Source organism: Streptomyces sp. NPDC079020, assembly GCF_044542225.1.
Classification (GTDB): domain Bacteria; phylum Actinomycetota; class Actinomycetes; order Streptomycetales; family Streptomycetaceae; genus Streptomyces.
Window position 1 is genome coordinate 291,740 of the sequence record NZ_JBITUB010000005.1, and the last position, 23,120, is coordinate 314,859.

Annotated in this window: 22 protein-coding genes; 5 read left to right on the forward strand and 17 right to left on the reverse strand. The window is 72.0% G+C overall.

The annotated features are described in order from the left end of the window. Positions 1-2: 2 nt before the first annotated feature. Positions 3-221, reverse strand: coding sequence for a hypothetical protein (locus tag ACIGJO_RS13095; protein WP_399956456.1), 219 nt, complete (start codon positions 219-221; stop codon positions 3-5). 259 nt (positions 222-480) lie between these two features. Here ACIGJO_RS13095 and ACIGJO_RS13100 point away from each other — a divergent pair, with 259 nt between their 5' ends. Then, on the forward strand, positions 481-1,299 hold the full coding sequence (locus ACIGJO_RS13100) for an endonuclease I family protein (RefSeq protein WP_399956459.1): 819 nt from the start codon (positions 481-483) through the stop codon (positions 1,297-1,299). 45 nt (positions 1,300-1,344) lie between these two features. Here the strand turns inward: ACIGJO_RS13100 and glsA are convergent, their stop codons facing one another. Next, positions 1,345-2,703 carry a glutaminase A gene (glsA, locus tag ACIGJO_RS13105; RefSeq protein WP_399956462.1) on the reverse strand — a complete coding sequence of 453 codons (1,359 nt, stop codon included), beginning with the start codon at positions 2,701-2,703 and terminating at the stop codon, positions 1,345-1,347. Positions 2,704-2,867: 164 nt separating this feature from the next. On the opposite strand from glsA, the gene ACIGJO_RS13110 reads away from it, so the two are divergent. After that, a complete protein-coding gene (locus tag ACIGJO_RS13110) occupies positions 2,868-3,986 on the forward strand; it encodes a chemotaxis protein (RefSeq protein WP_399956464.1) in 1,119 nt (372 codons plus the stop codon). Between the two features lie 67 nt (positions 3,987-4,053). Here ACIGJO_RS13110 and ACIGJO_RS13115 read toward each other — a convergent pair whose 3' ends face one another. From ACIGJO_RS13115 to ACIGJO_RS13145, 7 genes are all read right to left on the reverse strand, one after another. Continuing rightward, positions 4,054-5,013, reverse strand: a complete 960-nt coding sequence (locus ACIGJO_RS13115; protein ID WP_399956467.1) for a D-2-hydroxyacid dehydrogenase family protein — start codon at positions 5,011-5,013, stop codon at positions 4,054-4,056. Between the two features lie 91 nt (positions 5,014-5,104). Further along, on the reverse strand, positions 5,105-6,517 hold the full coding sequence (locus tag ACIGJO_RS13120; protein WP_399956470.1) for an NADP-dependent succinic semialdehyde dehydrogenase: 1,413 nt from the start codon (positions 6,515-6,517) through the stop codon (positions 5,105-5,107). 147 nt (positions 6,518-6,664) lie between these two features. Continuing rightward, entirely contained in the window at positions 6,665-7,123 is a 459-nt protein-coding gene (locus ACIGJO_RS13125) for an ATP-binding protein (protein WP_399956473.1), read from the reverse strand. A 170-nt stretch (positions 7,124-7,293) separates the two neighbouring features. Then, positions 7,294-9,393 carry a xanthine dehydrogenase family protein molybdopterin-binding subunit gene (locus tag ACIGJO_RS13130; protein ID WP_399956476.1) on the reverse strand — a complete coding sequence of 700 codons (2,100 nt, stop codon included), beginning with the start codon at positions 9,391-9,393 and terminating at the stop codon, positions 7,294-7,296. A gap of 47 nt (positions 9,394-9,440) precedes the next feature. Further along, positions 9,441-10,475, reverse strand: a complete 1,035-nt coding sequence (locus ACIGJO_RS13135; protein WP_399956478.1) for an FAD binding domain-containing protein — start codon at positions 10,473-10,475, stop codon at positions 9,441-9,443. Further along, a complete protein-coding gene (locus ACIGJO_RS13140; RefSeq protein WP_399956480.1) occupies positions 10,472-11,038 on the reverse strand; it encodes a 2Fe-2S iron-sulfur cluster-binding protein in 567 nt (188 codons plus the stop codon). The genes ACIGJO_RS13135 and ACIGJO_RS13140 overlap by 4 nt, the downstream gene beginning before the upstream one ends. Beyond that, positions 11,038-11,424, reverse strand: coding sequence for a hypothetical protein (locus tag ACIGJO_RS13145; RefSeq protein WP_399956482.1), 387 nt, complete (start codon positions 11,422-11,424; stop codon positions 11,038-11,040). Before ACIGJO_RS13145 ends, ACIGJO_RS13140 begins: the two co-directional genes overlap by 1 nt. Positions 11,425-11,618: 194 nt before the next feature. Between ACIGJO_RS13145 and ACIGJO_RS13150 the strand changes: the two genes are divergently transcribed. Both ACIGJO_RS13150 and ACIGJO_RS13155 read left to right on the forward strand, forming a co-directional pair. Next, positions 11,619-11,954 (forward strand): DUF6479 family protein, encoded by a 336-nt coding sequence (locus ACIGJO_RS13150; RefSeq protein ID WP_399956484.1) that lies wholly within the window; start codon positions 11,619-11,621, stop codon positions 11,952-11,954. A 13-nt stretch (positions 11,955-11,967) separates the two neighbouring features. Continuing rightward, positions 11,968-12,792, forward strand: coding sequence for a VOC family protein (locus tag ACIGJO_RS13155; RefSeq protein ID WP_399956486.1), 825 nt, complete (start codon positions 11,968-11,970; stop codon positions 12,790-12,792). Between the two features lie 38 nt (positions 12,793-12,830). On the opposite strand, the gene ACIGJO_RS13160 is transcribed toward ACIGJO_RS13155, so the two are convergent. After that, on the reverse strand, positions 12,831-13,409 hold the full coding sequence (locus ACIGJO_RS13160; RefSeq protein ID WP_399956489.1) for a DUF6328 family protein: 579 nt from the start codon (positions 13,407-13,409) through the stop codon (positions 12,831-12,833). Positions 13,410-13,778: 369 nt separating this feature from the next. Between ACIGJO_RS13160 and ACIGJO_RS13165 the strand changes: the two genes are divergently transcribed. Next, entirely contained in the window at positions 13,779-14,165 is a 387-nt protein-coding gene (locus ACIGJO_RS13165; RefSeq protein WP_399956492.1) for a VOC family protein, read from the forward strand. Between the two features lie 127 nt (positions 14,166-14,292). Here ACIGJO_RS13165 and ACIGJO_RS13170 read toward each other — a convergent pair whose 3' ends face one another. The 7 genes from ACIGJO_RS13170 to ACIGJO_RS13200 all read right to left on the reverse strand — a co-directional run bounded on the left by ACIGJO_RS13170 (position 14,293) and on the right by ACIGJO_RS13200 (position 22,924). After that, the gene (locus tag ACIGJO_RS13170; protein WP_399956495.1) at positions 14,293-14,526 is read right to left on the reverse strand and encodes a hypothetical protein; all 234 of its coding nucleotides are present in this window, start codon (positions 14,524-14,526) and stop codon (positions 14,293-14,295) included. Next, entirely contained in the window at positions 14,486-16,168 is a 1,683-nt protein-coding gene (locus ACIGJO_RS13175) for a DUF885 family protein (RefSeq protein ID WP_399956498.1), read from the reverse strand. The genes ACIGJO_RS13170 and ACIGJO_RS13175 overlap by 41 nt, the downstream gene beginning before the upstream one ends. A 45-nt stretch (positions 16,169-16,213) precedes the next feature. Continuing rightward, positions 16,214-18,034, reverse strand: coding sequence for an asparagine synthase (glutamine-hydrolyzing) (gene asnB, locus ACIGJO_RS13180; protein ID WP_399956501.1), 1,821 nt, complete (start codon positions 18,032-18,034; stop codon positions 16,214-16,216). A gap of 21 nt (positions 18,035-18,055) precedes the next feature. Further along, on the reverse strand, positions 18,056-19,201 hold the full coding sequence (locus ACIGJO_RS13185) for a GNAT family N-acetyltransferase (RefSeq protein WP_399956504.1): 1,146 nt from the start codon (positions 19,199-19,201) through the stop codon (positions 18,056-18,058). Next, positions 19,198-19,617, reverse strand: coding sequence for an aspartate 1-decarboxylase (panD, locus tag ACIGJO_RS13190; protein ID WP_399956507.1), 420 nt, complete (start codon positions 19,615-19,617; stop codon positions 19,198-19,200). The genes ACIGJO_RS13185 and panD overlap by 4 nt, the downstream gene beginning before the upstream one ends. Before the next feature lie 51 nt (positions 19,618-19,668). Then, on the reverse strand, positions 19,669-21,030 hold the full coding sequence (locus tag ACIGJO_RS13195) for a DUF6002 family protein (RefSeq protein WP_399956511.1): 1,362 nt from the start codon (positions 21,028-21,030) through the stop codon (positions 19,669-19,671). Between the two features lie 76 nt (positions 21,031-21,106). Beyond that, positions 21,107-22,924: an amino acid adenylation domain-containing protein gene (locus ACIGJO_RS13200; protein ID WP_399956514.1), complete on the reverse strand. Its 1,818-nt coding sequence runs from the start codon at positions 22,922-22,924 to the stop codon at positions 21,107-21,109. Between the last annotated feature and the right edge of the window lie 196 nt (positions 22,925-23,120).

The window sequence follows — 23,120 nt, forward strand, 5'->3', positions numbered from 1 at the left end:
CGCTACGGAAGCCGCTTGTCGATGGCGGACCGCCCCTCGGCGGCCAGCTTGCGCCGTGCCCACTCCAGCGTCTGCGGTGTCAGGTCCCGCCCCGAGGCGAGCACCAGGTCCTCCGCCGTCGGCTGATCACTACCGCCCGTGTGCAGCAGCCGGTCGGGAGTCACCCACTGCCCTTCGGGCACGGCCGTGGTCACGGATACGGATTCGGGCTCTTCGCTCATACCGCCTCCTCGTCCTTGCCGTAATTCTCGCCCCGCGCGGGCGTGGCCGCATCCGAGGAAGAAGCCGCCCCGGCCGCTTCCCGGGGCGGCGGCGCCGCACCCTCACTTGACCTGCACATGATAGGTACGCAGCGTTCACACACGGGTCACTGTGCGTGTGGAAGGCTCCCGGCTGACCACACATCACACAACGACCGCGGCACCGCCTCCACCCAGTGGCGGCGTCGTGGCACCCGTGTTTCCGGAGAGGACACCCCACATGTCCCGTCGTCATCTGTTCTACGCGCGTCCACTGCTGGCCACCGCGGCCACCGTGGCCGTGCTCGCGGGCACCGCGGCCGCCGCGCCCGCCCAGGCCCTGCCGGACGGGCCGGCAGCCTCGTCCACCGCCCTCGACGACACGTACTACCAGGACGCCCTCGGCAAGACCGGCACCGAGCTCAAGGGCGCCCTGCACACGATCATCAGCGACCAGACCAAGCTGTCCTACAGCCAGGTGTGGACCGCCCTCAAGGACACCGACGAGGATCCCACCAACTCCTCCAACGTCATCCTCCTCTACACCGGGCGCTCCCAGTCCAAGAACGACAACGGCGGCAACACGAACCAGTGGAACCGGGAGCACGTCTGGGCCAAGTCGCACGGCGACTTCGGCACCGCGACCGGCCCGGGCACCGACATCCACCACCTGCGCCCGACGAACGTGAAGGTCAACTCCACCCGCGGCAACAAGGACTTCGACAACGGCGGGAGCGAGCTCGGCGACGCGCCGGGCAACTACACCGACAGCGACTCCTTCGAACCGCGCGACGCGGTCAAGGGCGACGTCGCCCGCATGATCCTCTACATGGCGGTGCGCTACGAGGGCGACGACTCCTTCGCCGACCTCGAACCCAACGAGCGGGTCGGCAACGGCTCGGCCCCGAACATCGGCAAGCTGTCCGTACTGAAGCAGTGGAGCCAGGAAGACCCGCCGGACACCTTCGAGAAGCGGCGCAACGACGTCATATTCGACCAGTACCAGCACAACCGGAACCCGTTCATCGACCACCCCGAGTGGGTCGAGGCCATCTGGTAGAAGAACCGTTCCGGCACACGCCCCCGGCGCGGGCGGGCATCCGCCTCACCTCGCCGGGGGCGCGTCCGGCGCGTGCGCGCACCGCTCGACGGCCTCCTCCCGGGAGGCGTAGCGCGGCAGAGCCTGCCCGGTCCGTTCGCGGACGAGGTCGGGCGGGCCGAGGCGGTCCACCGGGTCGACGACCGCCGCGCGCCGCCCGTCGCCCGCGAGCCGGCGCAGTCCGGAGTGCAGTGTCGCCAGGGCCACCGAGTCGATGGAGGTGACATCGCTCAGGTCGAGCACGACGGCGCCGCTCCGGTCCGGTCCGGACTCGTCCAGGGCGTACAGCACCCGTTCCGCGGCGGGGAAGTCGAGGGCACCCTGCGCGGCCACGACCCCCACCCGTTCACGCAGGGCGCGTTCGCGGCCGCCGGCGGGCGCCGAGGGCAGATCGTCGGCGGTGGTGACGAGGGCGACGGTGGAACCGGGCAGCGCCGGATTGTTCATGAGGTGGAGTCCGAGCCGCCGCGACAGGGCGCCGAGCGCGGCGTGACCGCGGACCGATGTGCCGGACGCGTCCAGCGGCGGGCTGTACGTGGCCAGGCCGAAACGCGCCGGCCCCGCCGCGATCAGCCCTCCCGACACACCGCTCTTGGCCGGCAGCCCGACCCGCAGCAGCCAGTCGCCGGAGGAGTCGTACATCCCGCAGGTGGCCATGACGGCGAGCACCTGTGCCGCGACCCGCGCCGAGACCACGGCGTCGCCCGTGTACGGGTTGACGCCGCCGTGGGCCAGGGTCGCGGCCATCGTGGCGAGATCGACGGCGGTGGCCCGTACGGCGCACTGCCGGAAGTACGTCTCCACCGCCGCCACGGGGTCGACGGGCAGGGTTCTGGCGCTGCGCAGCAGATAGGCGAGCGCGCGATTGCGGTCCCCCGTCGCCGCCTCGGAGGCGTACACCTCCTCGTCGACGTCCAGCGGCCGTCCGGCGAAGCGGCCCAGGCAGCTCAGGATCCGGTCGAACGCGGGCGCGTCCGGACTGTCGGGGACCAGCGCGGTGGTGACGATGGCGCCGGCGTTGACCATGGCGTTGGCGGGCCGTCCGGTACCCGGCTCCAGGCTGATGGCGTTGAAGGCCTCGCCGCTCGGTTCGGCGCTCACCCAGCGGCCCACCTCGTCGAGGCCGAGGAGGGACAGGGCGAGCGCGTAGACGAAGGGTTTGGAGACCGACTGGAGAGTGAAGGGGACATCCGCCTCGCCCGTGCTGTAGCGGTGCCCGTCCATGCTGACCAGGGCCAGCCCGAAGGCGTCCGGGTCGGCGAGGGCCAGCTGCGGGATGTAGTCGGCCGGCTCTCCCTCGCGTACGCCGACGAACTCGGCACGCAGTTCACGCAGGGCGTCGGTCACGGCATCGGCGGCGCTCACGTCGTGGAGCCCTGCGCGGAACTGTTCCGGTTCACGGACCCTCCGTCCGTCCAGGGTCGTACACACCGATCACCAATTCGCCCATATTAGGTTCAAAAGGTATGAATTGACTCGTTGATTCCCCCGCTCCATCCGGGAGCGGGAGCGAGCCCCCGGAGGGAACGATGGATACGGACGCCCTGACCGCCGGTCTGTTGCAGGAGCTGCGGGCGACCAGGCCCTATCCGGCCGTGTCCCTGACCATGCCGACGCACCGGCGGGCGCCGGACAACGCGCAGGACTCCGTACGGCTGCGCAATCTGGTGGCGGAGGCCGGCAGCCGGCTGGACGCCGATCCGCGGGTGACCCGCGAGGCCGCCGCCGCCGTCAAGGGACAGCTGGACCGCGCGGTCGCCGAGGTGGACCCGCGCCGGGCGCTGGACTCCCTGGTCATCCTGGCCACGGCCGAGGAGTACCAGATCTGGCAGCTGCCCCGAACGGCACCCGAACGGGTGGTTCTGAGCGACACCTACCTCACCCGCAACCTCGTCGCCGCGAAGGCCCAGGCCCGGCCGTTCTGGGTGCTCACCGTCGCCGCCGACCACGCGGCGCTGTGGAGCGGCACCACGGACGGCGTCCGTCCGCAGGAGCGGGGCGGGTTCCCGCTGACCGCCCCCAAGGAGCCCCCGAACCCGCAGCGCGAGGAGCGGATCGGCGACACCCCGAGCACCTTCAGCGACGAGGAGACCCGGCAGTTCCTGCGCACGGTCGACGAGAAGCTGCGCGGAGTGCTCGCCACCGACCCCCGCCCCCTGTACCTCTTCGGCCTGGCACCCGCGCTCGCGATGTTCGACGAGGTGGGCGAGTGCGGCAGGTCGGCCGCAGGCCGGGTCACCAAGGGGGCGCCCGCCGACATCCCGCCGGCCGAGCTGCTCAAGGAGCTGCGCCCCGCCCTGAAGGAAGGGTCCGGGCAACGGGCGGCCGAGATCGACACCAGGCTCGACCACGCACGCGGCAGCCGCGCGTTCGCCGGCGGACTCGACGAGGTGTGGGCGGCGGTGCGGGAGGGCCGCGCCGGGCTCGTCGCGGTCGAGGAGCATGTCCAGCGGACCGTCAGGGTCCGCGACGAACACCTGGAGCCGGTGACCGCGGACGAGAGTGCGCGGGCGGCGGACGGGCAGGTGCGCGAGGACATCGTGGACGAGCTCGTCGAGGCGGCCCTGGACAACGGCGCCGACGTCGTGTTCGTCGCCGACGACTCCCTCGCCGAGCACGGCCGGATCGCTGCGGCCCTGCGCTACTGAGACCCCGGCCCGGCGGGAGCGGCCCGGCCCTCGGCCGTCCCGTCCCGGCGTGCCGACTGCGCGGTGCTCAGCCGAGGCGGCGCACGGGCCTGCCCGCCAGGAACGCCTCGATGTCCTCGACGGCCTGGCCGTAGTACGTCTCGTAGTTGCCGCGCGAGACATAGCCGAGGTGCGGGGTCGCCAGCAGGCGCGGCGCGGTCCGCATCGGATGTCCGGCCGGCAGGGGCTCGACATCGAACACATCGACGCCGGCACCCGCGATGGTGCCCGCGTGCAGCGCGGCGAGCAGGGCGTCCTGGTCGACAATGGCGGCCCGCGACGTATTGATCAGATACGCCGTGGGGCGCATGAGGGCGAGCTCCGCCGCTCCGATCAGCCCCCGGGTGCGGTCGCTCAGCGCCAGATGGACGGAGACGAAGTCACTGGTCTCCAGCAGCTCCCTCCGGGAGGCGGCGAGACCGGCACCGGTCTCCTCGGCCCGCTCCCTGGTGAGGTTCTGGCTCCAGGCCAGGACGTCCATGCCGAAGGCCCGGCCGATCGCGGCCATCCGGCCGCCGGTCTTCCCGAGACCCAGCAGACCCAGGCGCCGGCCGTGCAGGTCGGCCCCGAGCGTGGACTGCCAGGGGCCGCCGGAGCGCAGGGCCGTCGCCTCGGTGACGAGGCCCCGGGCCAGGCCGAGCAGCAGGGCCCAGGTCAGCTCGACGGGCGGGGCGGAGGAGCTGGCGGTGCCGCAGACGGTGACCCCGTGGCGTTCGGCGGCGGCGAGGTCGATGACCGAATTGCGCATGCCGGAGGCGACGAGCAGCCTGAGCCGGGGCAGCCGGGCGAAGAGTTCCGCGGGGAAGGCGACCCGTTCGCGCAGGGTGACCACGATGTCGAAGTCCGCGAGTGCGGCGGCGAGTTCGTCCGGCGTACCGAAGTGTTCGCCGAACGGGACGACCTCCACGTCCTCGGTCACCGGGGACCAGTCGACGACGGTGGTCGCGACGGACTGGAAGTCGTCGAGCACGGCACAGCGCAGTTTCATCGCGGTCTCTCCCCCTCGTGGCGTCCGGCGCCCTCATGATCGCTCATGGGGGGGCGGCAGAGGGACCCGCGGGGGCGACGGAGACCGGCGGCTACGGGTGGACGGGGCCGTACCAGACCGTGGTGGCATTGCAGAACTCGCGGATCCCGTGCCCGGCGAGCTCCCGCCCGTAGCCGGAACGCTTCACCCCGCCGAAGGGCAGCGCGGGGTGCGAGGCCGTCATCCCGTTGAAGAAGACGCCGCCCGCCTCCAGGTCGCGTACGCAGCGGTCCATCTCCGCCGGGTCCCGCGTCCATACGTTGGAGCTGAGCCCGAAGGGGGTGTCGTTGGCCAGGTGCACCCCCTCGTCCAGGTCGGCGACACGGTAGAGCGTGGCGACGGGTCCGAAGGCCTCCTCGTGGTGGATGCGCATCGACGCGGTGACCCCGGTGAGCACCGTGGGGAGGTAGAAGAACCCCCGGTCCAGGCCCGCGCCCAGGTTCCCGGGCCTGCGCCCGCCGCACAGCGCGCTCGCGCCCCGGTCGACGGCGTCGTCGACGAGTGCCTCCAGATCGGTGCGGCCCTGCTCGCTGGAGAGCGGCCCGACGTCGGTGGACTCCTCCAGGGGGTCCCCGACGGTCAGTGCGCTCATGCCCGCGGTGAAGCGCTCGGCGAAGGCGTCGTACACGTCGGTGTGCACGATGAAGCGCTTGGCGGCGATGCACGACTGGCCGTTGTTCTGTACACGCGCCGTCACCGCCGTCGCGGCCGCCCGTTCGATGTCCGCCGACGGCAGGACCAGATAGGGGTCGCTGCCGCCCAGTTCCAGCACGGTCTTCTTCACCACGTCGCCCGCGACCGCCGCGACGGCGCGTCCGGCCGGTTCGCTGCCGGTGAGGGTGGCGGCGGCGACCCGGCTGTCACGCAGGATCGCCTCGACGGCCCCGGAGCCGATGAGCAGCGTACGGAAGCAGCCCGCGGGGAAGCCGGCGCGGCGGAACAGGTCCTCCAGGTACAGGGCGGTCCGCGGGACGTTCGAGGCGTGCTTCAGCAGTCCGACGTTGCCCGCCATCAGGGCGGGCGCGGCGAAGCGCACCACCTGCCACAGCGGGAAGTTCCACGGCATCACGGCGAGGACGACGCCCAGCGGACGGTAACGGACGAGGGCCCGGGAGGCGCCGGCGTCGTGCGCGTCGGCGTCCGTGGGGTGTTCGTCGGCCAGCAGCCGTTCGGCGTTGGCGGCGTACCAGCGCATCGCCCTGACACATTTGGCGGCCTCCGCGCGGGCCGCCCCGACGGGCTTGCCCATCTCGGTGGTCATGGTGCGGGCGATCTCGTCGCGGTCCCCGTCCAGCAGGTCGGCGGCCCGGTTCAGCCAGCCCGCCCGCTCGGCGAAGGTGGTGGTGCGGTACTGGCCGAAGGTGGTCCGGGCGGCGACGAGCCTGCGCTCGATCTCCTCCCCGCCCAGCGCGTCGTAGGACTGGAGCAGTTCGCCGTTCGCGGGGTTGACCGTCGCGATGGGCATGGCAGTGGCCTCCTTGCATCGGTACTCCGACCGTGCCGCGCCACGCCGGGCCGCGCAACGCGGCCCCTCGCCGCACGCGCCCGGCGGACGCGGATCAGGCGTTCCCCGGGCACCGGATCCGCGCCCGCCGGGGAGCCGCGCGGCGCCTCACACCAGCAGCGCGAGGGGCTGGAGCCGGGACTCGCCGGTTCCGGGCAGGGGCGTGTGCGGGAGCAGTCCCGCGGTGCGCGGCGCCTCGGCGTAGCGCGTGAACCAGACCACTTTGCCCTCGGTGGTCCGGCAGGTGCCCCAGCTGTCGCTCAGGGCCATCACCCGGCCCAGTCCCCCACCGGCGCCGAGCAGCCGCGGCATCTCGCGGCCGTTGTCCGCGACGGACACCGTGACGTGCCGCCCCGTCCAGCGGAGCTCGATGACGCTCTCGTTGTCGTCACCGACATGCCGGTGGACATTGGTCAGGAGCTCGTCCAGCGCCCGGCACACCGGCCGGACGTGCAGATCGAGGCTCCAGTGGCGCAGGTGCGCGGCGACGATCCGCCGCAGCTGGGCGACGCGCTCAGCCGATACCTGCAGTTCGACCAGGTAGTGCCGGTCGAGTGGAACGGTCATCGTCGATGCTCCTCACCGCGAGGCCCACGTGCTTCACCCCGGTGAACCACCGACCCCCGAATACGAAGCGTGAGCACTTATCACTTCTGGGTCACTCCTTAGAGTGACCCGGGGGTGCCGAATGCGCAACAGATGGGCCATATGCCCTGATGAGTGGCCCTCTGTGGGCTTCAGAGCAGATAGGGCAGCAGCTTGTCCGGCGTGAGCGGAAGTGCGCGCAGCCGCGCCGCGGTGGCGTGGCGCACGGCGTTGCCGATGGCGGCGGCGGTGCCGACGATGCCGATCTCACCGATGCCCTTGCTGCCCATCGGGTTGAGGTGCGGGTCGTCCTCGTCGATCCAGTGCGCCTGGATGTCGGGCACGTCCGCGCTGACCGGCACGTGGTACGAGGCGAGGTCGCTCTGGGTGAAGTCGCCGAAAGCGGGGTCCATGGTGCTCCCCTCGGTCAGCGCCATACCGAGACCCATCACCATGCCGCCGATGAACTGGGACCGTGCGGTACGGGAGTTGAGGATGCGCCCGGCCGCGTACACACCGAGCAGCCGCCGTACGCGGACCTCTCCGGTGACGGTGTCGACGGCCACCTCGGCGAAGTGGGCACCGAAGGCGTGCCGTGCGTAGGGGGATTCCCCGGAGGTTTCCTGTTCGGTGTCGGCGGTGACGGTGAGGCCTTCGGCGGGGAGCGGTCCCGTGCGCGCCTCCAGCCGTGCGGCCAGGGCGGTGGCCGCCTTGTGCACCGCCCAGCCCCAGGAGGCCGTGCCCGAGGAGCCCCCGGCCACTGGGGCGGTGGGCAGGTCGCTGTCGCCGATGGCGATACGGACGCTCTCCACCGGTGCGCCGAGGGCGGACGCCGCGATCTGCGCGAGGACCGTGCGCGCGCCGGTGCCGATGTCGGTGGCGTTGACCGCGACGAGGTAGCCGCCGTCGGGTGCCGCGTGCGCCGACGCGGTGGAGCGGGCGACGATCACGGGGTACGTCGCCGAGGCCACCCCGGTGCCCAGCAGCCACCGCCCTTCCTCCCGGGCGGCGGGGGCGGGGTCCCGGTCGTACCAGCCGAAGCGTTCCGCGCCCTCGCGCAGGCAGGCGGCCAGGCCCCGGCTGCTGAACGGCCGGCCGCTGTCCGGTTCGCTCGCCGGCTCGTTGCGCAGCCGCAGTTCGACCGGGTCGACACCGAGCGCGCAGGCCAGTTCGTCCATCGCCGACTCCAGCGCGTACATCCCGGAGGCCTCCCCGGGTGCGCGCATCCAGGACGGGCTGGGGACGTCGAGGGCGGCCACCCGATGGGTGGTGCGGCTGTGCGGCGAGATGTACATCGTGCGCGCGGGCACCGCCGCCTGCTCGACGAACTCGGTGACGGTGGAGGTCTGGGTGACCACCTCATGGGCGAGCGCGCCGATGATCCCGTCGAGGTCGGCGCCGATCCTCACCCGCTGCACGGTGGGAGGGCGGTGTCCGACCACCGCCGCCAACTGCCCTCGGGGCAGTGCCAGTTTGACCGGACGGCCGGTGTGCCGGGCGGCCATGACGGCGAGCACCACCTGCGGGCGCGGGGTGCCTTTGCAGCCGAAGCCGCCGCCGACGTGCTCGGAGACGACGGTGATCCGCGAGGGTTCGAGGCCGAAGGTCCGGGCGAGGCTGTCGCGCACCCAGGTCGAACCCTGGCTGGAGTCGTGGACGGTCAGATGCCCGTCGGCCCACACCGCGGTGGAGGCGTGCGGCTCCATGGGGTGGTTGTGCAGGGCGCCGAGCCGGTACGTCGCGTCGATCTGTACGGGCGCCGCCGCGAAGACCGCGTCGAAGTCGCCGCGCTCCCGGACGGCCGGATGGCCGCCGTTGGCCTGCTCCGGGGTGTAGAGGCCCGGGTGGTCGTCGGTGAGCGTGACGTCGTACGCCGGGGCGCGCTCGTACTCGACCCGCAGGGCCGCGGCCCCCTCCCGGGCAGCCTCGGGGCTGTCCGCGACCACCAGGGCGATGTGCCAGCCGCGGTGCGGGACGCGGTCGTCCTGGAGCACGGCGAGGATCGGGTCGTCGGGGTCCTTGAGCCGCGGGGCGTTCTCGTGCGTGAGGACCGTGTGCACGCCCGGGAGGGCGAGGGCGTCGGCGGTGCGCACGGCGACGACGCGCCCGGCGGCGACGGTGGCGGGGACGGGGACGGCGTACAGGCAGCCGGGCGGGGTGTGCTCCGCCGCGTAGCGCGCGCCGCCGGTGACCTTGTCCAGTGCCTCGCGGCGGACGACGGGCGCACCGGGCGGCTGGGGGGCGTGGCTCATGGCGGAAGTCCTTGATCCGGATGGGGGGTGTGGGGTGTACGGGGGGCTCAGCCCGACCGGGCGGGCTGCCCGGCCGGTCCTGCCGGATCCGCCGGTCCTGGCGGTCGGCTCAGTTCGCTCAGCACGTCGACCGCCAGCCGGCGGGCGAGGTCCACCTTGAAGGCGTTGTCGCGCAGCGGCCGGGCGGCGGCGAGCTCGGCGTCCGCCGCACGCGCGAAGGTGGCGGGCGTGGCGGGTGCGCCCCTCAGTACCGTTTCCGCCGCGCGGGCGCGCCACGGCCGGTGGGCGAGCCCGCCGAAGGCCAGGGCCGCGTGCGCGATGCGGCCGTCACGCACCTGGACGAGGGCGGCGACGGAGGCCAGGGCGAAGGCGTACGAGGCCCGGTCGCGGGCCTTGCGGTAGAGGGAGACCGCACCGTCGGGGCGCGGCGGGAGCAGCACATCGGTGATCAGCTCGCCGGGCCGGATCGTGGTGTCCTGATCCGGGTTCTCCCCCGGCAGCCGGTGGAATTCGGTGACGGGTACCGCGCGCTCGCCCTCGGGTCCGAGCAGCAGGACGGTGGCGTCGAGCGCGGCCAGAGCGACAGCCATGTCCGAGGGGTTCGTCGCGACGCACTCGGCGGAGTGCCCGAGGACCGCGAGGTCGCGGTGGGCGCCGTCGCGGGCGGGGCAGCCGGAGCCGGGTGACCGCTTGTTGCAGGGTTTGGAGATGTCCTGGAAGTACGGGCAGCGGGTGCGCTGGAGCAGATTCCCGCCGGTGGTGGCCGTGTTGCGGAGCTGTCCCGAGGCTCCGGCCAGCAGCGCCTGGGAGAGCGCGGGGTAGCGGGTGCGTACGTCCGGGTGTGCGGCGAGGTCGCTGTTGCGTACGGTCGCTCCGATGCGCAGGCCGCCCTGCGGGGTCCGGCTCACCCGGTCCAGCGGGAGCCCGCTGACGTCGATGAGCAGGTCCGGGGTCTCGGCCCCGAGCTTCATCAGGTCGACGAGGTTGGTTCCGCCGCCCAGGAACCGGGAGCCGGGCCGGGCCGCCCGGAGGCGCACGGCCTCGGCGGCGGACGCGGGGCGCAGATAGGCGAACGGCTTCACGGCGCCACGTCCTCGATCGCTTCGACGATCCGGGGGTAGGCGCCGCAGCGGCACAGATTGCCGCTCATGCGCTCGCGGATCTCGTCCGCGTCCAGGACGGCGGACCCGCCGTGGACGAGGCCCCGGGCAGTGGCATGCGAGGGGAACCCGTCCGCCGCCTCGCCGAGCATGCCGACGGCGGAGCAGATCTGTCCCGGCGTGCAGTAGCCGCACTGGAGGGCGTCCCGCTCCACGAAGGCCCGCTGCACGGGGTGCGGCCGGTCGCCTTCGGCCAGCCCCTCGACGGTGGTGACCGCGGCGCCGTCGTGGGCGACGGCCAGCAGGAGACAGCTGTTGGCACGGCGTCCGTCGACGATCACGGTGCAGGCTCCGCACTGCCCGTGGTCGCAGCCCTCCTTCGCACCCGTGAGTCCGAGGTGCTCGCGCAGCATGTCCAGGACGGTGGTGCGGTGGTCGAGGGTGAGGGTCGCCGCGGTGCCGTTGACGTACAGCGTGAGCGTCGAGGACGTGCCCGCGTCCCGCCGCTGCCCGGCATCCCGGATTCCGGCCTTGTACGGGTCCACTAGTGGCTCTCCAAGCGCAGACGGACTTCTTCCTCCTGGTCACCGGCCGCGGTCCCGACGACCCGCACGGCAAACGCACCCGTCAGCTGCTGACGCAGCCGTTCGACCGCCCAGTAGCCGCCCTGCGCGTCGATCATCACGGGGGCCGACAGGTGGGCCGGTTCGGCCTCGGCCCTGGCCTCGGACACGTCGACCGTGGCCATCCACACGGTCGGCCGCGGCCCTTCCGCCTGCCTGGGTGAATCGCTCTCCGGACGGTCGGAGTCGAAGGAACGGCGCAGCACGTCGAACACGGTCCGTGCGTCCTGCGTGGAGCATCCGGTCAGCGCGACCACCACCTCGCGGCCCGCCGGGTGGTCGCGGCTCTGCTCTCGCGTGCTGTTCACCGTGGTTCCTTCCCACTGGAGCCGGAAATTCGGGGACCTCTTCCAGGCTCACCCCGCGGCCGGCCGGCGGCGACACGAGAGCGGCACTCGGCCGTCCGGCACTGCGGTGAAACTTTTTCGCCCTTACGTCCTCATAAAATATGAATTTATGTGAATAACTGACTGTTGGCCCTGGTCCGGGGTATGCGGCATGCATGGACGTAACGAACGGAGCCCAGGCTTTCCTCGCCACCACGCTCGCGGACGGAGCGGGCGCCATAGGGGTTGTCCTGCCCATCGCCGGAGTCGCCGTGGTGGCCGTGCTGATCGGCGCCTTCTGGTGGGGCATGCGCAAACGGGACACGGAGCTGCCACCGCCGCGCCCCGACGAGCAGCCCCCCGCACCCGACCACCGCACCCACATCGAGGAGCCCGACAAGCACGGCTCGGACCGGTTCCCGGAGAACGGCAGCGGCCTGTCACCCTACGAACTCGGTGATCACGGCAATGAGGTGATCCCACCCGACCCGGATCCCCCGCAGAACCGATGAAGGCAGTGGGTTCATGACCTCGGAAAAGCCGCGTACGGGATCGGGTGCGGCGCCGCTGACCGGAGCGGCGGCACCGTGCTGGGTCAATCTGATGACCAGCGACCAGGAGGCCGCGCAGCGCTTCTACGGTGCCGTCCTGGGCTGGACGTTCCGCCCGGGACGGCTCGGCCGGCAGTTCACCGTCGCCCGCCGCGGCGGGGTGCCCGTCGCCGGGATCAACGCCATGTCGTCCGTGTACCAGGTCGCCATCGCCTGGATGCCGTACTTCGCCGTCGAGGACGCCGATGTCGCCGCCGCCCGGATCCGCGAGCGCAGCGGGACGGTGGCGGTCGGCCCGCTGACGCTCGGCAAGGGGCGCGGGATCCTGGCCGCCGACCGGGACGGGGCGGCGTTCGGCCTCTGGGAGCGGACCGGGCCCGCCACCTCACCACCGGCCCCGGACAGCCATTCGCACGCCTGGCTGCGGCTGCGCACCCGTGACGCGTTCGATGCCGCGATCTTCTACGGCGAGGTGCTCGGCTGGGCCAGTGGCCGTCCCGGCTGCTGCGACGTCGCGTACGAGGGGGACGAGGTCATCGTGCGGTGCGACGGACGGCCGCTGGCCCGGATCAGCTCCGGGGCGGTGGAGGCGGCCGTCGACCCCCTCGTACGCCCGCACTGGCAGGTGCAGTTCCCCGTGACGGACCTGGCGGGAACCGTCGCGGCGGCACAGCGGCACGGCGGCACCCTGGTCGAGGAACAGGCCGTGCTCCGCGGCCGTGAGGCGACCCTGCGGGACCCGGACGGTGCGCTCTTCACCGTGACCGATGTACGCAGCCCGGCGCGGACGGACGACTGAGCCGTTCGGTCCTGCGCTCCCTCCGCCCCGCGGGCCGCTCAGTCCCGCGGGGCCGGGCGCCCGCCCCGGCCCGGCGCGCCCGCGCGGGCGCGCTCCCACAGGGGGAACGCGAACCAGCAGACCAGGAACCACAGCGCCATGCCGCCCACCAGCCACAGGGCCAGTTCATTGTGCAGGGTGACACGGAGGATCAGCAGCAGGGCCGAGCACATCGTGCAGAACAGCAGCACCAGGCCGAGCACGGTCAGCCGGGAGGCCCAGACGACCGTCTGCGGCTTCACCCGGCGGCCGGTGAGCAGCCGGTGGTACGAGACGGGCCCGATGAGCGTGGCCGCCGTCGCCGAGCCGAGCATCACCGTCACCACGTAGATGTTGCGGTCGGTGACCGACAGTTCGGTGAACCGGGGCTGGAAGACCACGGCGAGCAGAAAGCCGAAGAGGATCTGTACGCCGGTCTGGGCGACACGCAGTTCCTGGAGCAGATCGCCCCACCGCCGGTCCGCCCGTTGCTCCTCGGTCTCCTGACGCCCGCTGTCCCGGGCCGTCGCCCGGTCCGCTCCCCAGGCCGCCCCGTCGTCCGCCTCCCCGTCCCGGGCGCCGTCAGAACTCCGTACCACCGGATGCCTCCTCACTGCGCCTGTACGGATCTCTCCGTCACGGTGGATCCCGGGTACCGCGCGTTCCCCGGTGCCGCGTGGTGAACGTTCTGCCTCCATGGTGAGCGCATCACGGGCGGCCCCGCCCGCCGGAGACGGCCGCAGGGCGGGAGGCCGATGGGGAGGCCGGTGGGTAGGCTGGACGGGGGAAGGGCGGTGCCTGAGGAAGGGGCCGGTGGTGGGCAGTGGGCGGAATTGAGCCATCACTACGGGACCCCTCGACGTCCCTCCGTCCGCCTGCCTAAGATCCCCGCACGGCATCGCGCGTCGGTCACCGGCCGGGTGAGGCGTGGAGGTAGCCCGTGAGATGCCCGTTGGAGGCATTCCACAGTGTCAATAGAGTTGAATCACACCATCGTTCACTGCCGGAACAACCGGGAATCCGCCGATTTCCTGGCGCACCTTCTGGACCTGGAGACCGGGCCGGAATGGGGGCCTTTCATTCCGGTCGACCTCGCGAACGGCGTCACACTCGACTTCGCGACGATTCCCGCGGATTCGATCACGACGCAGCATTACGCCTTCCTCATCTCGGAGGCGGAGTTCGACACGGCATTCGCCCGGATCAAGGAGCAGGAGCTCACCTACTACGCCGATCCCCATCAGAAACTCCCCGGCGAGATCAACCACAACGACGGCGGCCGGGGCGTGTACTTCCTCGACCCGAGCGGTCATGCCCTGGAGCTCATCACCCGCCCGTACGGCGGCATCTCGTAGCCGTACGGCGCCTGTGAGCACGCCATGACACGGCAGCTGCCCGGTCCGCCCGACGGACGGGCAGCTGCCGTGGGACCGGCTCCCGGCGGTCGGGCCCGCGGTCGTCCACACCGTGTGCGGCAGCCCGTCACGGCCCGTTTCCGGCGTGGTGCCGTACCCGGTTCGCGCGTTGTCCCGGAGCCTGCTCCTCGCGTTCCGTGAGGTGCTCCCGCGCCATCGGGGCGAGCGCGTGGACCGCGACCGTTCCGCAGGTCAGGCCCGCCAGGATGCCGGCTCGCAGGCGCGCACCGCCCGCGCCGTCCGGGCCGGTGCCGCCCTCGTCACCCGAGAGCAGCTTCCGCCAGGTCTCCAGCAGGCGCACTTCGGTCACCTCCCAGCCGCCGGGCCGCCTCCACGTGGTCCCGGTCACCGAGGAGCTCCCAACGCTGCAGGGACAGGGGGACGTTGCCCTCGCGCCACAGGCGCCCCATGAAGGAGGCGAGCCCGAAGGTGTCGCCCCCGCGCCGGGCGGCGTCGGCGAGGAGGTCGTGGATCTGTATCTTGCCGATGAGGTAGCTCAGCCCCTGGCCCGGGTGACCGGCGAAGAAGGCCGCCTCCTCCCAGGCCGTCCCGGGGTCCATGGGGACGTACTCCGCGAGCCGGGTGGCGGCCTGCTCCAGGGTCAGTTCGCCGAGGGCGAGGCCGATGTCCACCTCCACCCGCAGGGCACGCAGGCGCATCGCGTTCACCACGAACAGCGCGCTGACCGGGTCGTCGTCGAACAGCCCGGCGTGCAGGGTGAGTTCCTCCGCGTGGAAGGCGACACCCTCGTTGGCCGCGGAGTCGTAGTAGTGGCGTCGCAGTGGGTTGGGATGGCGCCACGAGAGTGCGGACTGCCAGGCGTGAACGCCCTCGTGGATGACGCCGACACGCGGGTCGTGGGCCTCCGCGCGCTGGAAGTACGGCAGGTCCGCGCGCGGGGCGCGGATGTAGCGCAGGGCGTCCTGGCCGGGTTGACGGGGTGAGGCCATGTAGTGCGGGACGCCGAGCCAGGTCAGCGGTTCCAGATGGGGCGGCATGGGGGCGTTGCGGTAGTGGCGCAGGTCATGGGGGAGATCGATGAGGCCTTCGTCGCGCAGGAAGATCCGGATGTTCTGTTCGTCCGTGCGCTGTCGCTCGATCTGCCGCGTGGTGCCGGCGAGGAGCGCCGGCTCGGGAAGGTCCCGGTGGCGCCGGCGCAGCACCAGCTCGGCCGCCGCGGCGCGGGCGTACTCCTGGCGGCCCATGTCCCGCAGCCGCTGGACCGGGTAGGGCAGCAGGGCCACGCGGTGCAGGAAGTAGCGGAAGGCCTCGGGGCCCGGGCTGATCGCCCCCGTGAAGGCCGGCAGGTGCTCCCGGAGCCACTCCCGGTAGTCCACGAGCGCGTGCTGCGCGGCTGTGGTGGCGGCGAGGAGGGCTGCTGCCCGCTCTGCGGTCAGGAACGGGGCCAGCCCCGCCATGGCCGCCCCCAGAGCCTGGTCGGCGGTGTCCAGCAGCCGCAGCGCGTACTGGGCGAGGGGGCCTGCCGCATGACCGGTGAGGTGGTGTTTCGCCTGCTCCAGGAGTTCCGGTACGCGGCCGAGGCGGGCGATGATGTCCTGAGCGCGTGTGCCGTGGAAGGGCGGCGGTTCGAGCAGCAGGTTGTAGACGGGCACCAGGGCCTGGTCGATGGCGAAACAGGGGTTGCGGCGCCAGTCGCGCAGCTGATCCAGCTCCCAGTGCACCCGGGCCAGCGCGGAACCCAGCAGGGCCGCGTCGACCCGGTCGGGGACGGACGCCGCCGACATGTCGAGGTCACCGTGGCGGCGCGTGAATTCCTTCAGGACACGCCGCCGTTCGGCGATCGCTTCGGGCGACCAGTCGGGCAGCCAGCCGCTGGGGCGCTCGACCCGGGTGATGTCGTCGTAGGAGTCGGGCTGTGCGGCCTCGCGCCATGTCCAGAACTCCGCTGCCAGTCCGGCGAGCCGGCTTTTGCCGCTGTCCATCGGTGTCTCCTCGGTCCCGGTGGGGCGCCCTGGGCTGTCGGGCGCTCAGGCTGTCAGCGAAACGTTGTAGGTCCGCATCCAGCGGTCGACCTCGATCAGGGGCAGCAGCAGGTGCAGATTGTCGGCCATGGTCATCATCTGGGTCCGGCCCGTGGCCAGCTCCCGCACCTTGGGTACGTCGAGCAGTCCCGCCAGCGGGGAGTCACCGTCGTCCAGCACGGCGTCCAGAGCGGTGCGTACGGCGGCGGCGTGGGCCGACGAGAAGGTGGCGGGGTAGGCGCTCTTGCGGCGCTGGAGCACCTCGCGGGGCAGCAGGTCGGCGGCGGCGGAACGCAGCAGGCTCTTCTCTCGCCCGTCGGCGACCTTCATCTTCCACGGCACGTTCCACACGTACTCCAGGAGCGTGTGGTCGCAGAACGGCACCCGCACCTCCAGACCGACGGCCATGCTCATCCGGTCCTTGCGGTCGAGGAGGTAGAGGAGCGGTCCCTGCAGGCTCAGGTAGAGGACCTCGCGCATCCGGGCCTGCAGTCCGGACTCGCCCGGCAGGCGCGGAACGCGCGAGCGGAGCGTGGCGTAGCGGTCGCGTTCGTCGTCGTCGGGACGGATCCGGGCCCGGACGTCGGGCGCCAGGCAGTCCGTGAGCCGGGGGCTGTTGCCGAGCCAGGGGAAGGTGTCGCCCCAGACGGTGCCGCGGTCGAAGAACCAGGGGTAGCCGCCGAACACCTCGTCGGCCGCCTCGCCGGAGAGGGCGACCGTGGACCGCTCCCGGATCGCCTGGAAGAGCAGGTACATGGAGGAGTCGAACTGGCCGAGACTGGGCTGGTCGCGGGCGAGCAGCGTCTCCGGCACGACCCCGGGCAGCGCCGCCGGGTCGAGGGTGATCGAGGTGTGGTCGACGCCCAGGTGGGCGGCCGCGGCCAGGGCGAAGGGGGTGTCGCGTTCGGGTCGCAGGGCGGTGGCGCGGAAGTCGTCGTCGGCGCCCTCGAAGTCGACGGAGAAGGAGCGCAGCCCCCGGGGGTGATGGGCGGCGGCCAGGGCGGTGATCGTCGAGGAGTCCAGGCCGCCGGACAGCAGGGTGCACAGCGGCACGTCCGCCACCATCTGGTGCAGGACGACGTCCTCCAGGATCTCCCGGACCCGGGTCACGGTGGCGGGTCCGTCCTCGTGATGCTCCCGGCTCACCAGCCGCCAGTAGGGCGTCTCATGGGCACCGGACCGGTCGACGCGCACGATATGGCCGGGCTGTACCTGGCGCAGATCGGTGTAGGGCGTCTCCCACGGCATGGCGAGGCGGGGGTTGAACAGAATGGGGAGCTTGTCCTCGCTGGTCCTCGCGGTGAACAGCGGGTTGGCCAGGATCGCCTTGGGCTCGGAGCCGAACAGCAGGCCGCCGTCGTAGGCGTGGTAGTAGAGGGGTTTGACGCCGAGCCGGTCGCGTACGAGGAGCAGTTCCTCACGGCCGGCGTCCCATATCGCGAAGGCGAACATCCCGGTGAGATGGTCGACGAAGGCCACGCCCCACTCCAGGTAGGCGTGCAGCACGACCTCGGTGTCGGAGACCGTCTCGAAGCGGTGGCCGCGTGAGGACAGCTGGGCCCGCAGTTCACGGAAGTTGTAGACCTCGCCGCTGTACGTCAGCACCACCGGGGACATGGGCGCGCCCCGGTACGCCATCATGGGCTGCTTGCCGCCCTCCAGGTCGACGACGGCCAGGCGCTGGTGGCCCAGCGCGACGTGCGGAGCGAGCCACACCCCGTCGGCGTCCGGCCCCCGGCGGTACAGGGAACCGGTCATGGCCTCCACGGTCTGCCGCTCCAGGGTGAGGTCCCGGGAGAAGTCGATCCAGCCGGCGATGCCACACATCACGCGCTCCTTGTGTAGACGTCAGGGAAGAGTGGGTCGGGCAGCGGGCGTCCGCGGTGAGGAGCCGGGAAGGCCGGCGAGGAAGTCGTCGAAGTGGACGAGCCGGTGCCCCCGCACGCCGGGGCACTGCCAGCGCAGGTCGAGACGGGGCGGCCGCTCCGCGTCGTGGAAGTAGGCCGCTTCGAGTTCCTGGTTCCGGCCGAGACCGAGCACGGGGTTGGCGGTCAGGAAGTCACGGACGGCCGGGCTGTCCCTGCGGACCCGCAGCACGAGCCGCTTGTGGTGGAAGTGGTTGTCGGGCAGGGCTATCTCGGGGTGCATCTTGCGTTTGAACTGGAGGATCCCCTTGCTCAGGAACGGCTCGCACCCGGACAGGTCCACCCGCGTCAGACCGTGCGCGGCCGCCCACTGCAGGATCAGCACATACATCGCCATGTAGGTGCCGGAGCGGTACGCGTCGGCGCCGCCGGCGTCCACGCCGGCCAGGCGCACGACCAGCGTCCGGCCTTCGAGCCGGCACAGCATCCCCGCGACCCGGCGGTCCGACTCGCGCAGGAAGAACAGCACGCCGCGCCGGAAGAGGCATACCCGGGCGCTTTCCCGTTCCTCCGAGCGTGCGGAGTCGCCGTGTCTGTTCGTCATGGTCGGCCGGTGCATGCCGTCGTAGAAGTGCGCGAAGTCCTCCTCCCCCCGGGCCACTTCCAGCCTCCGGCCGCGGGAGCGGAGTTCGCGTGCGTGCTGCTGCCGGGCCTTGCGGGAGAGCCTGCTCAGTACGTCCTGCGGGTCGGGCCCGACCGGTACCGACAGGGTGATCCTGAACGGCAGCAGGAGGCTGTGCCGCGGCGGCCGGACCGGGGCGCGGCCGCGCAGCACACCGACCGCGAGGATGTCGGCGCCGGGAGCGGCGCGCCCGCTCGCGAGGTCGGCCCAGGTCGTGACCCGCCGGGTGCGGTGCGACGCCGTACCGCGCCGCTGCTCCAGGAAGGGCAGTACGTGTGTCAGGCCCTGGGGCAGCCCGCCGTAGGCCAGCACCACTCCCCCGTCCGCGGGCCGGGAGACGGTGACGCCGGGCCGGGCGGCGGCGGCAGCGTCGGCCAGGGTGTGGGCCCGCACGACGCGCGGGTCGCCGCTGTTGTTCCAGATGTAGCGCCAGTTCGGTGGGATCACCCGGCCTCCACCGTGTCCCCGGAGGTCAGCCCGTAGCCGGCGGGCACGGCACTCAGGGCGGCGTCGCGGTGCACGACCCGGTTGCGGTCGTCGACGAAGACCACGCTGGGGTCGGTCTTGGCCGCCTCGGCGTCGGGGACCGTCGCGTAGGCGATGATGATGACGAGGTCGCCGTTCTGGACGAGGCGGGCCGCGGCGCCGTTGACGCCGATGACACCACTGCCCCGGGGCCCCTCGATCACATAGGTTTCGAGCCGGTTGCCGTTGTTGATGTCCACGAGGTGGATCAGCTCGCCGGGAAGCAGATCGGCGGCGTCCATCAGATCGGCGTCGATGGTGAGGGAGCCGACGTAGTTCAGATCGCACTGGGTGACCGTGGCACGGTGGATCTTGGACTTGAGCATCGTACGGAACATCGTTGACGCCTCTCGATCTCTTGGGCCTCTTGGGCCTCTTGGCGGCCGGGTCTACTCGTGGGCAGCGGCGAGGACGGTCTTGGCGAGGTCGTCCGCGGTGTCGGCGGGAGTGAGGTGTTCGTCCCGCAGCGGGGCGAGCAGCTCGTCGCTGTAGTAGCCGGACGCGTGCACCACCACGTCGGTGCCGGCGGGGATCAGGCCGCGTTCGCGCGCCACGAGCACGCCGGTGAGCGCCTTCACCAGGGACCACTCACGGATCTGGGCGGGGTCCTGGGCGATCGTGATCCCGGCCTCGGCGGCGAGCGGGCGCACCTGGTCGAACCTGTCGAGGCACTCCCGGCGGGAGACCACGACACCGCCGCCGCCGTGACGGGCGACGATCCCGTTGACCTGGGGCCGCGTGGGCGGCTCCTTGGTGTAGAAGGTGGCGTCGATGACCTCGTGCGGATGGTCCGTGACCGCGGGGAACGCGGGCGCCCCGGACTGCCGCCACAGACCGGATTCCTGGTCGTGGGTGTACTCGGGCACCTTGGTACCGAGCAGGCTGGTCACCATGTCGGCGGTGGCGAGCTGCTGGATCAGGAAGAAGCCGGGGTGCCGGGCGGGCGCCGCGAAACCGGTCAGGCCCTCGGTGAGCAGCTGGTGCCCGAGGTGGTAGCCGAGCAGACCGAAGGCGCTGGAGACGGCGTGGGCGTGCACGCGGGGCGCGGACTGCTCGGTGAGGGGCAGCAGTTCGGCCTCGACGAAGGCGCGTGCCGCGTCGGCGATGCGGTAGTTGTCGAGGTCGAGCGTGTACCAGACCCGGAAGCCGGTGGTGTCGAAGATCTCCGCGGCGTACCGTTCCACGACCTCGCTGCTGAGCAGCTTCACGTCGGCCGGCTGCTCGACATCGGCGACGACCACCGGATTCGCGGTGCGCAGCGACCGGTCGGCGGTCAGTGCGCAGTCGCGCAGCTTGGTCCGCGACGCCTTGGGGGCGAGCATGACGATGCGCAGCTCGTCGGGTGTCGCCAGACCGGTCTCGTAGGCGCGGGCCACGGCGTCCCGCAGCGCCGTCCCCTTGTTGCCGGAGGTCGGCGTGAGCAGCAGCACCCGCTCGCCGGTGCGGCGGATGTGAGCGGCCGCGCGGGCGATCATCAGCAGGGACGCGACGGTCTTCGTCGTCCGCGCACCGGGGTTGCGCATGAGGTCGAGAATGTACGTACGCGACTGCACCTGGGTCAGGCCGACGTCGGTGACCTCGGTGAACTTCGTGAACTCGGCTGGTTTGACGTCGAGTTCCAGCGCTATCTCCGGCGGTGCGGTACGCGCGGCACCGGCCTTGCGCGCCGCCGCCCGGATCTCCTGGAAGTACCGGTCGAGTACGTTGCGCACGACGCCGCCGGTACCGGCTGCCTGGCCCGCAGCAGACATGAGTGAACCACTCCTTCTGGAATCCGTTCGTACATGGGTCGTCAGGGACGCGAGACGTGGTGTCGGGAGGTCGGGGTCAGGAGTCGGAGGCCGGTGCGGCCGAGAGGTCCGCGATGATGGCCTCCTCCACGGCCCGGGCCAGCCGCCTGACCGTGGGGGAATCGAAGAGGACACGGACCGGGAGGTCCACGTCGAAGACCTGCCGGACACGCGCGAGTACCTGCATGGCGCGCAGGGAGTTGCCGCCGAGGTCGAGGAAGGCGTCGTCGATGCCGATGTGTCCGGGATCCCGCTCCAGGGCCTGGGCCCAGATGTCCCGGATGAGGACCTGCTGCGGGTTCCGCGCCGGGATGTACGCGGTGGAGCCGTCACGCCACACCCCGTCGGGCCGGGGCAGTGCGGCGCGGTCGACCTTGCCGTTCTTGTTGAGCGGCAGCTCCTCCAGGGCCATCAGCGCACCGGGCACCATGTAGTCGGGCAGCCGCTGCCCGGCGAAGGCGCGCAGCTCCGCCGCGGCCGGCAGCACGGCACCCGGCCGCGGCACCAGATACGCGGTCAGCTCCCAGGTGCCGTCGCCCGCCCGGTGGGCGACGGTCGCGGCCTCCCGTATCCGCGGGTGCGAGGTGAACACCGCGTCCACCTCGCCCGGTTCGACGCGGTGGCCGCGGATCTTGACCTGGCCGTCGGACCGGCCGACGAACTCGAACTCACCAGTGCTACTGCGGCGTACGACGTCGCCGGTGCGGTACATCCGGCCGCCGGGGGCTCCGTGGGGGTCGGGCAGGAAACGCGAGGCGGTCAGCTCGGGCCGCCCGAGGTAGCCCCGGCTGACGCCGACGCCGGTGAGGTACAGCTCACCGGGCTGCCCGTCCGCGACCGGGGCGAGACGCCCGTCCAGGACGTGGCCGCGCACGCCGGGCAGCGGACGGCCCAGCGGCGGGGTGTCCGGCCATCGCTCCAGGCCGCCGGTCAGGGTGCAGGCGGTGGCCTGGTGCGTCTCCGAGGGGCCGTACTGGTTCTCCAGGACGGTGCCGGGCAACGCCCCGATGAATTCCCGGACTTCGGGCGTCAGACGCAGCGGCTCCCCGGCCGACACGATCTCCGTCAGGACGAGCGCGCTCAGCCGGGCCTTGTCCTGGAGCGCGGCGCGCGCCAGCTGGCGCAGAAAGGCCGGGGACAGATAGATCCGCTCCACGCGCTCGCGCACCATGAGATCGAGCAGGGCCGCCGGGTCCTGACGGTGCTCCTCCCGCACCAGGACCAGGGAGCCGCCGCTGAGCAGGGCGCCGAAGATCTCCTGCAGGGAGACGTCGAAGCCGAGCGAGGTGAACTGCAGGAAGACCTGCGGCCCGTCGAGGCGGTGCACCGCCCACTCGGCGACGTTGCGGACGCTGGCCGAGGGCAGGCCGATGCCCTTGGGGCGCCCGGTGGATCCGGAGGTGAACAGGACATGGCGCAGTGCCGCCTCGTGCAGGAACCTGGCGGGGCGGGTCGCGGGGTACTCCGCCACGGTGTCCGCGAGCTCCTCGCACGGCAGCACCGGGATGTCCAGGCCCTGGAACGCATCGGTGTGGGCGGCTTCGGTGAGCAGGAGCAGCGCCCCGCACGCGGCCAGGTTGTCCCGCAGCCGCTGCGCGGGGTGGCCGGGGTCCATCGGCAGGACGGCGCCGCCGGTCTTGAGCACGGCGAGCATCGCCACGAACGCCTCGGGCCTGCGGTCCATGCACAGACCGACGACCGTCTCGGGGCCGGCACCGCGCCGCTGCAGCAGATGTGCCAGCCGGTCGGCACGGGAGTCGAGTTCGCGGTAGGTCATCCGCTCCTGAGCCGCCACGAGCGCTGTGGCGTCAGGGTCGAGGCTCGCCCGTTCCTCGAAACGCTCGATGATGTCCAAGGCGGCTCCTTGTTACGGACACGGCGATCCGGCTGCGCTGCGGACATGGACAGGTTGATCGCCAACAGCATCTGCGACCCTCATCGGCGCGAACAACGCCGATTGAACGAAGTAGCGCGCGGTTCTTGCCACGCATAATTGGCCATAAAACCAAACAAAACGTCGGCCCAGCATCGGACTGAACGTAGTACCCCGG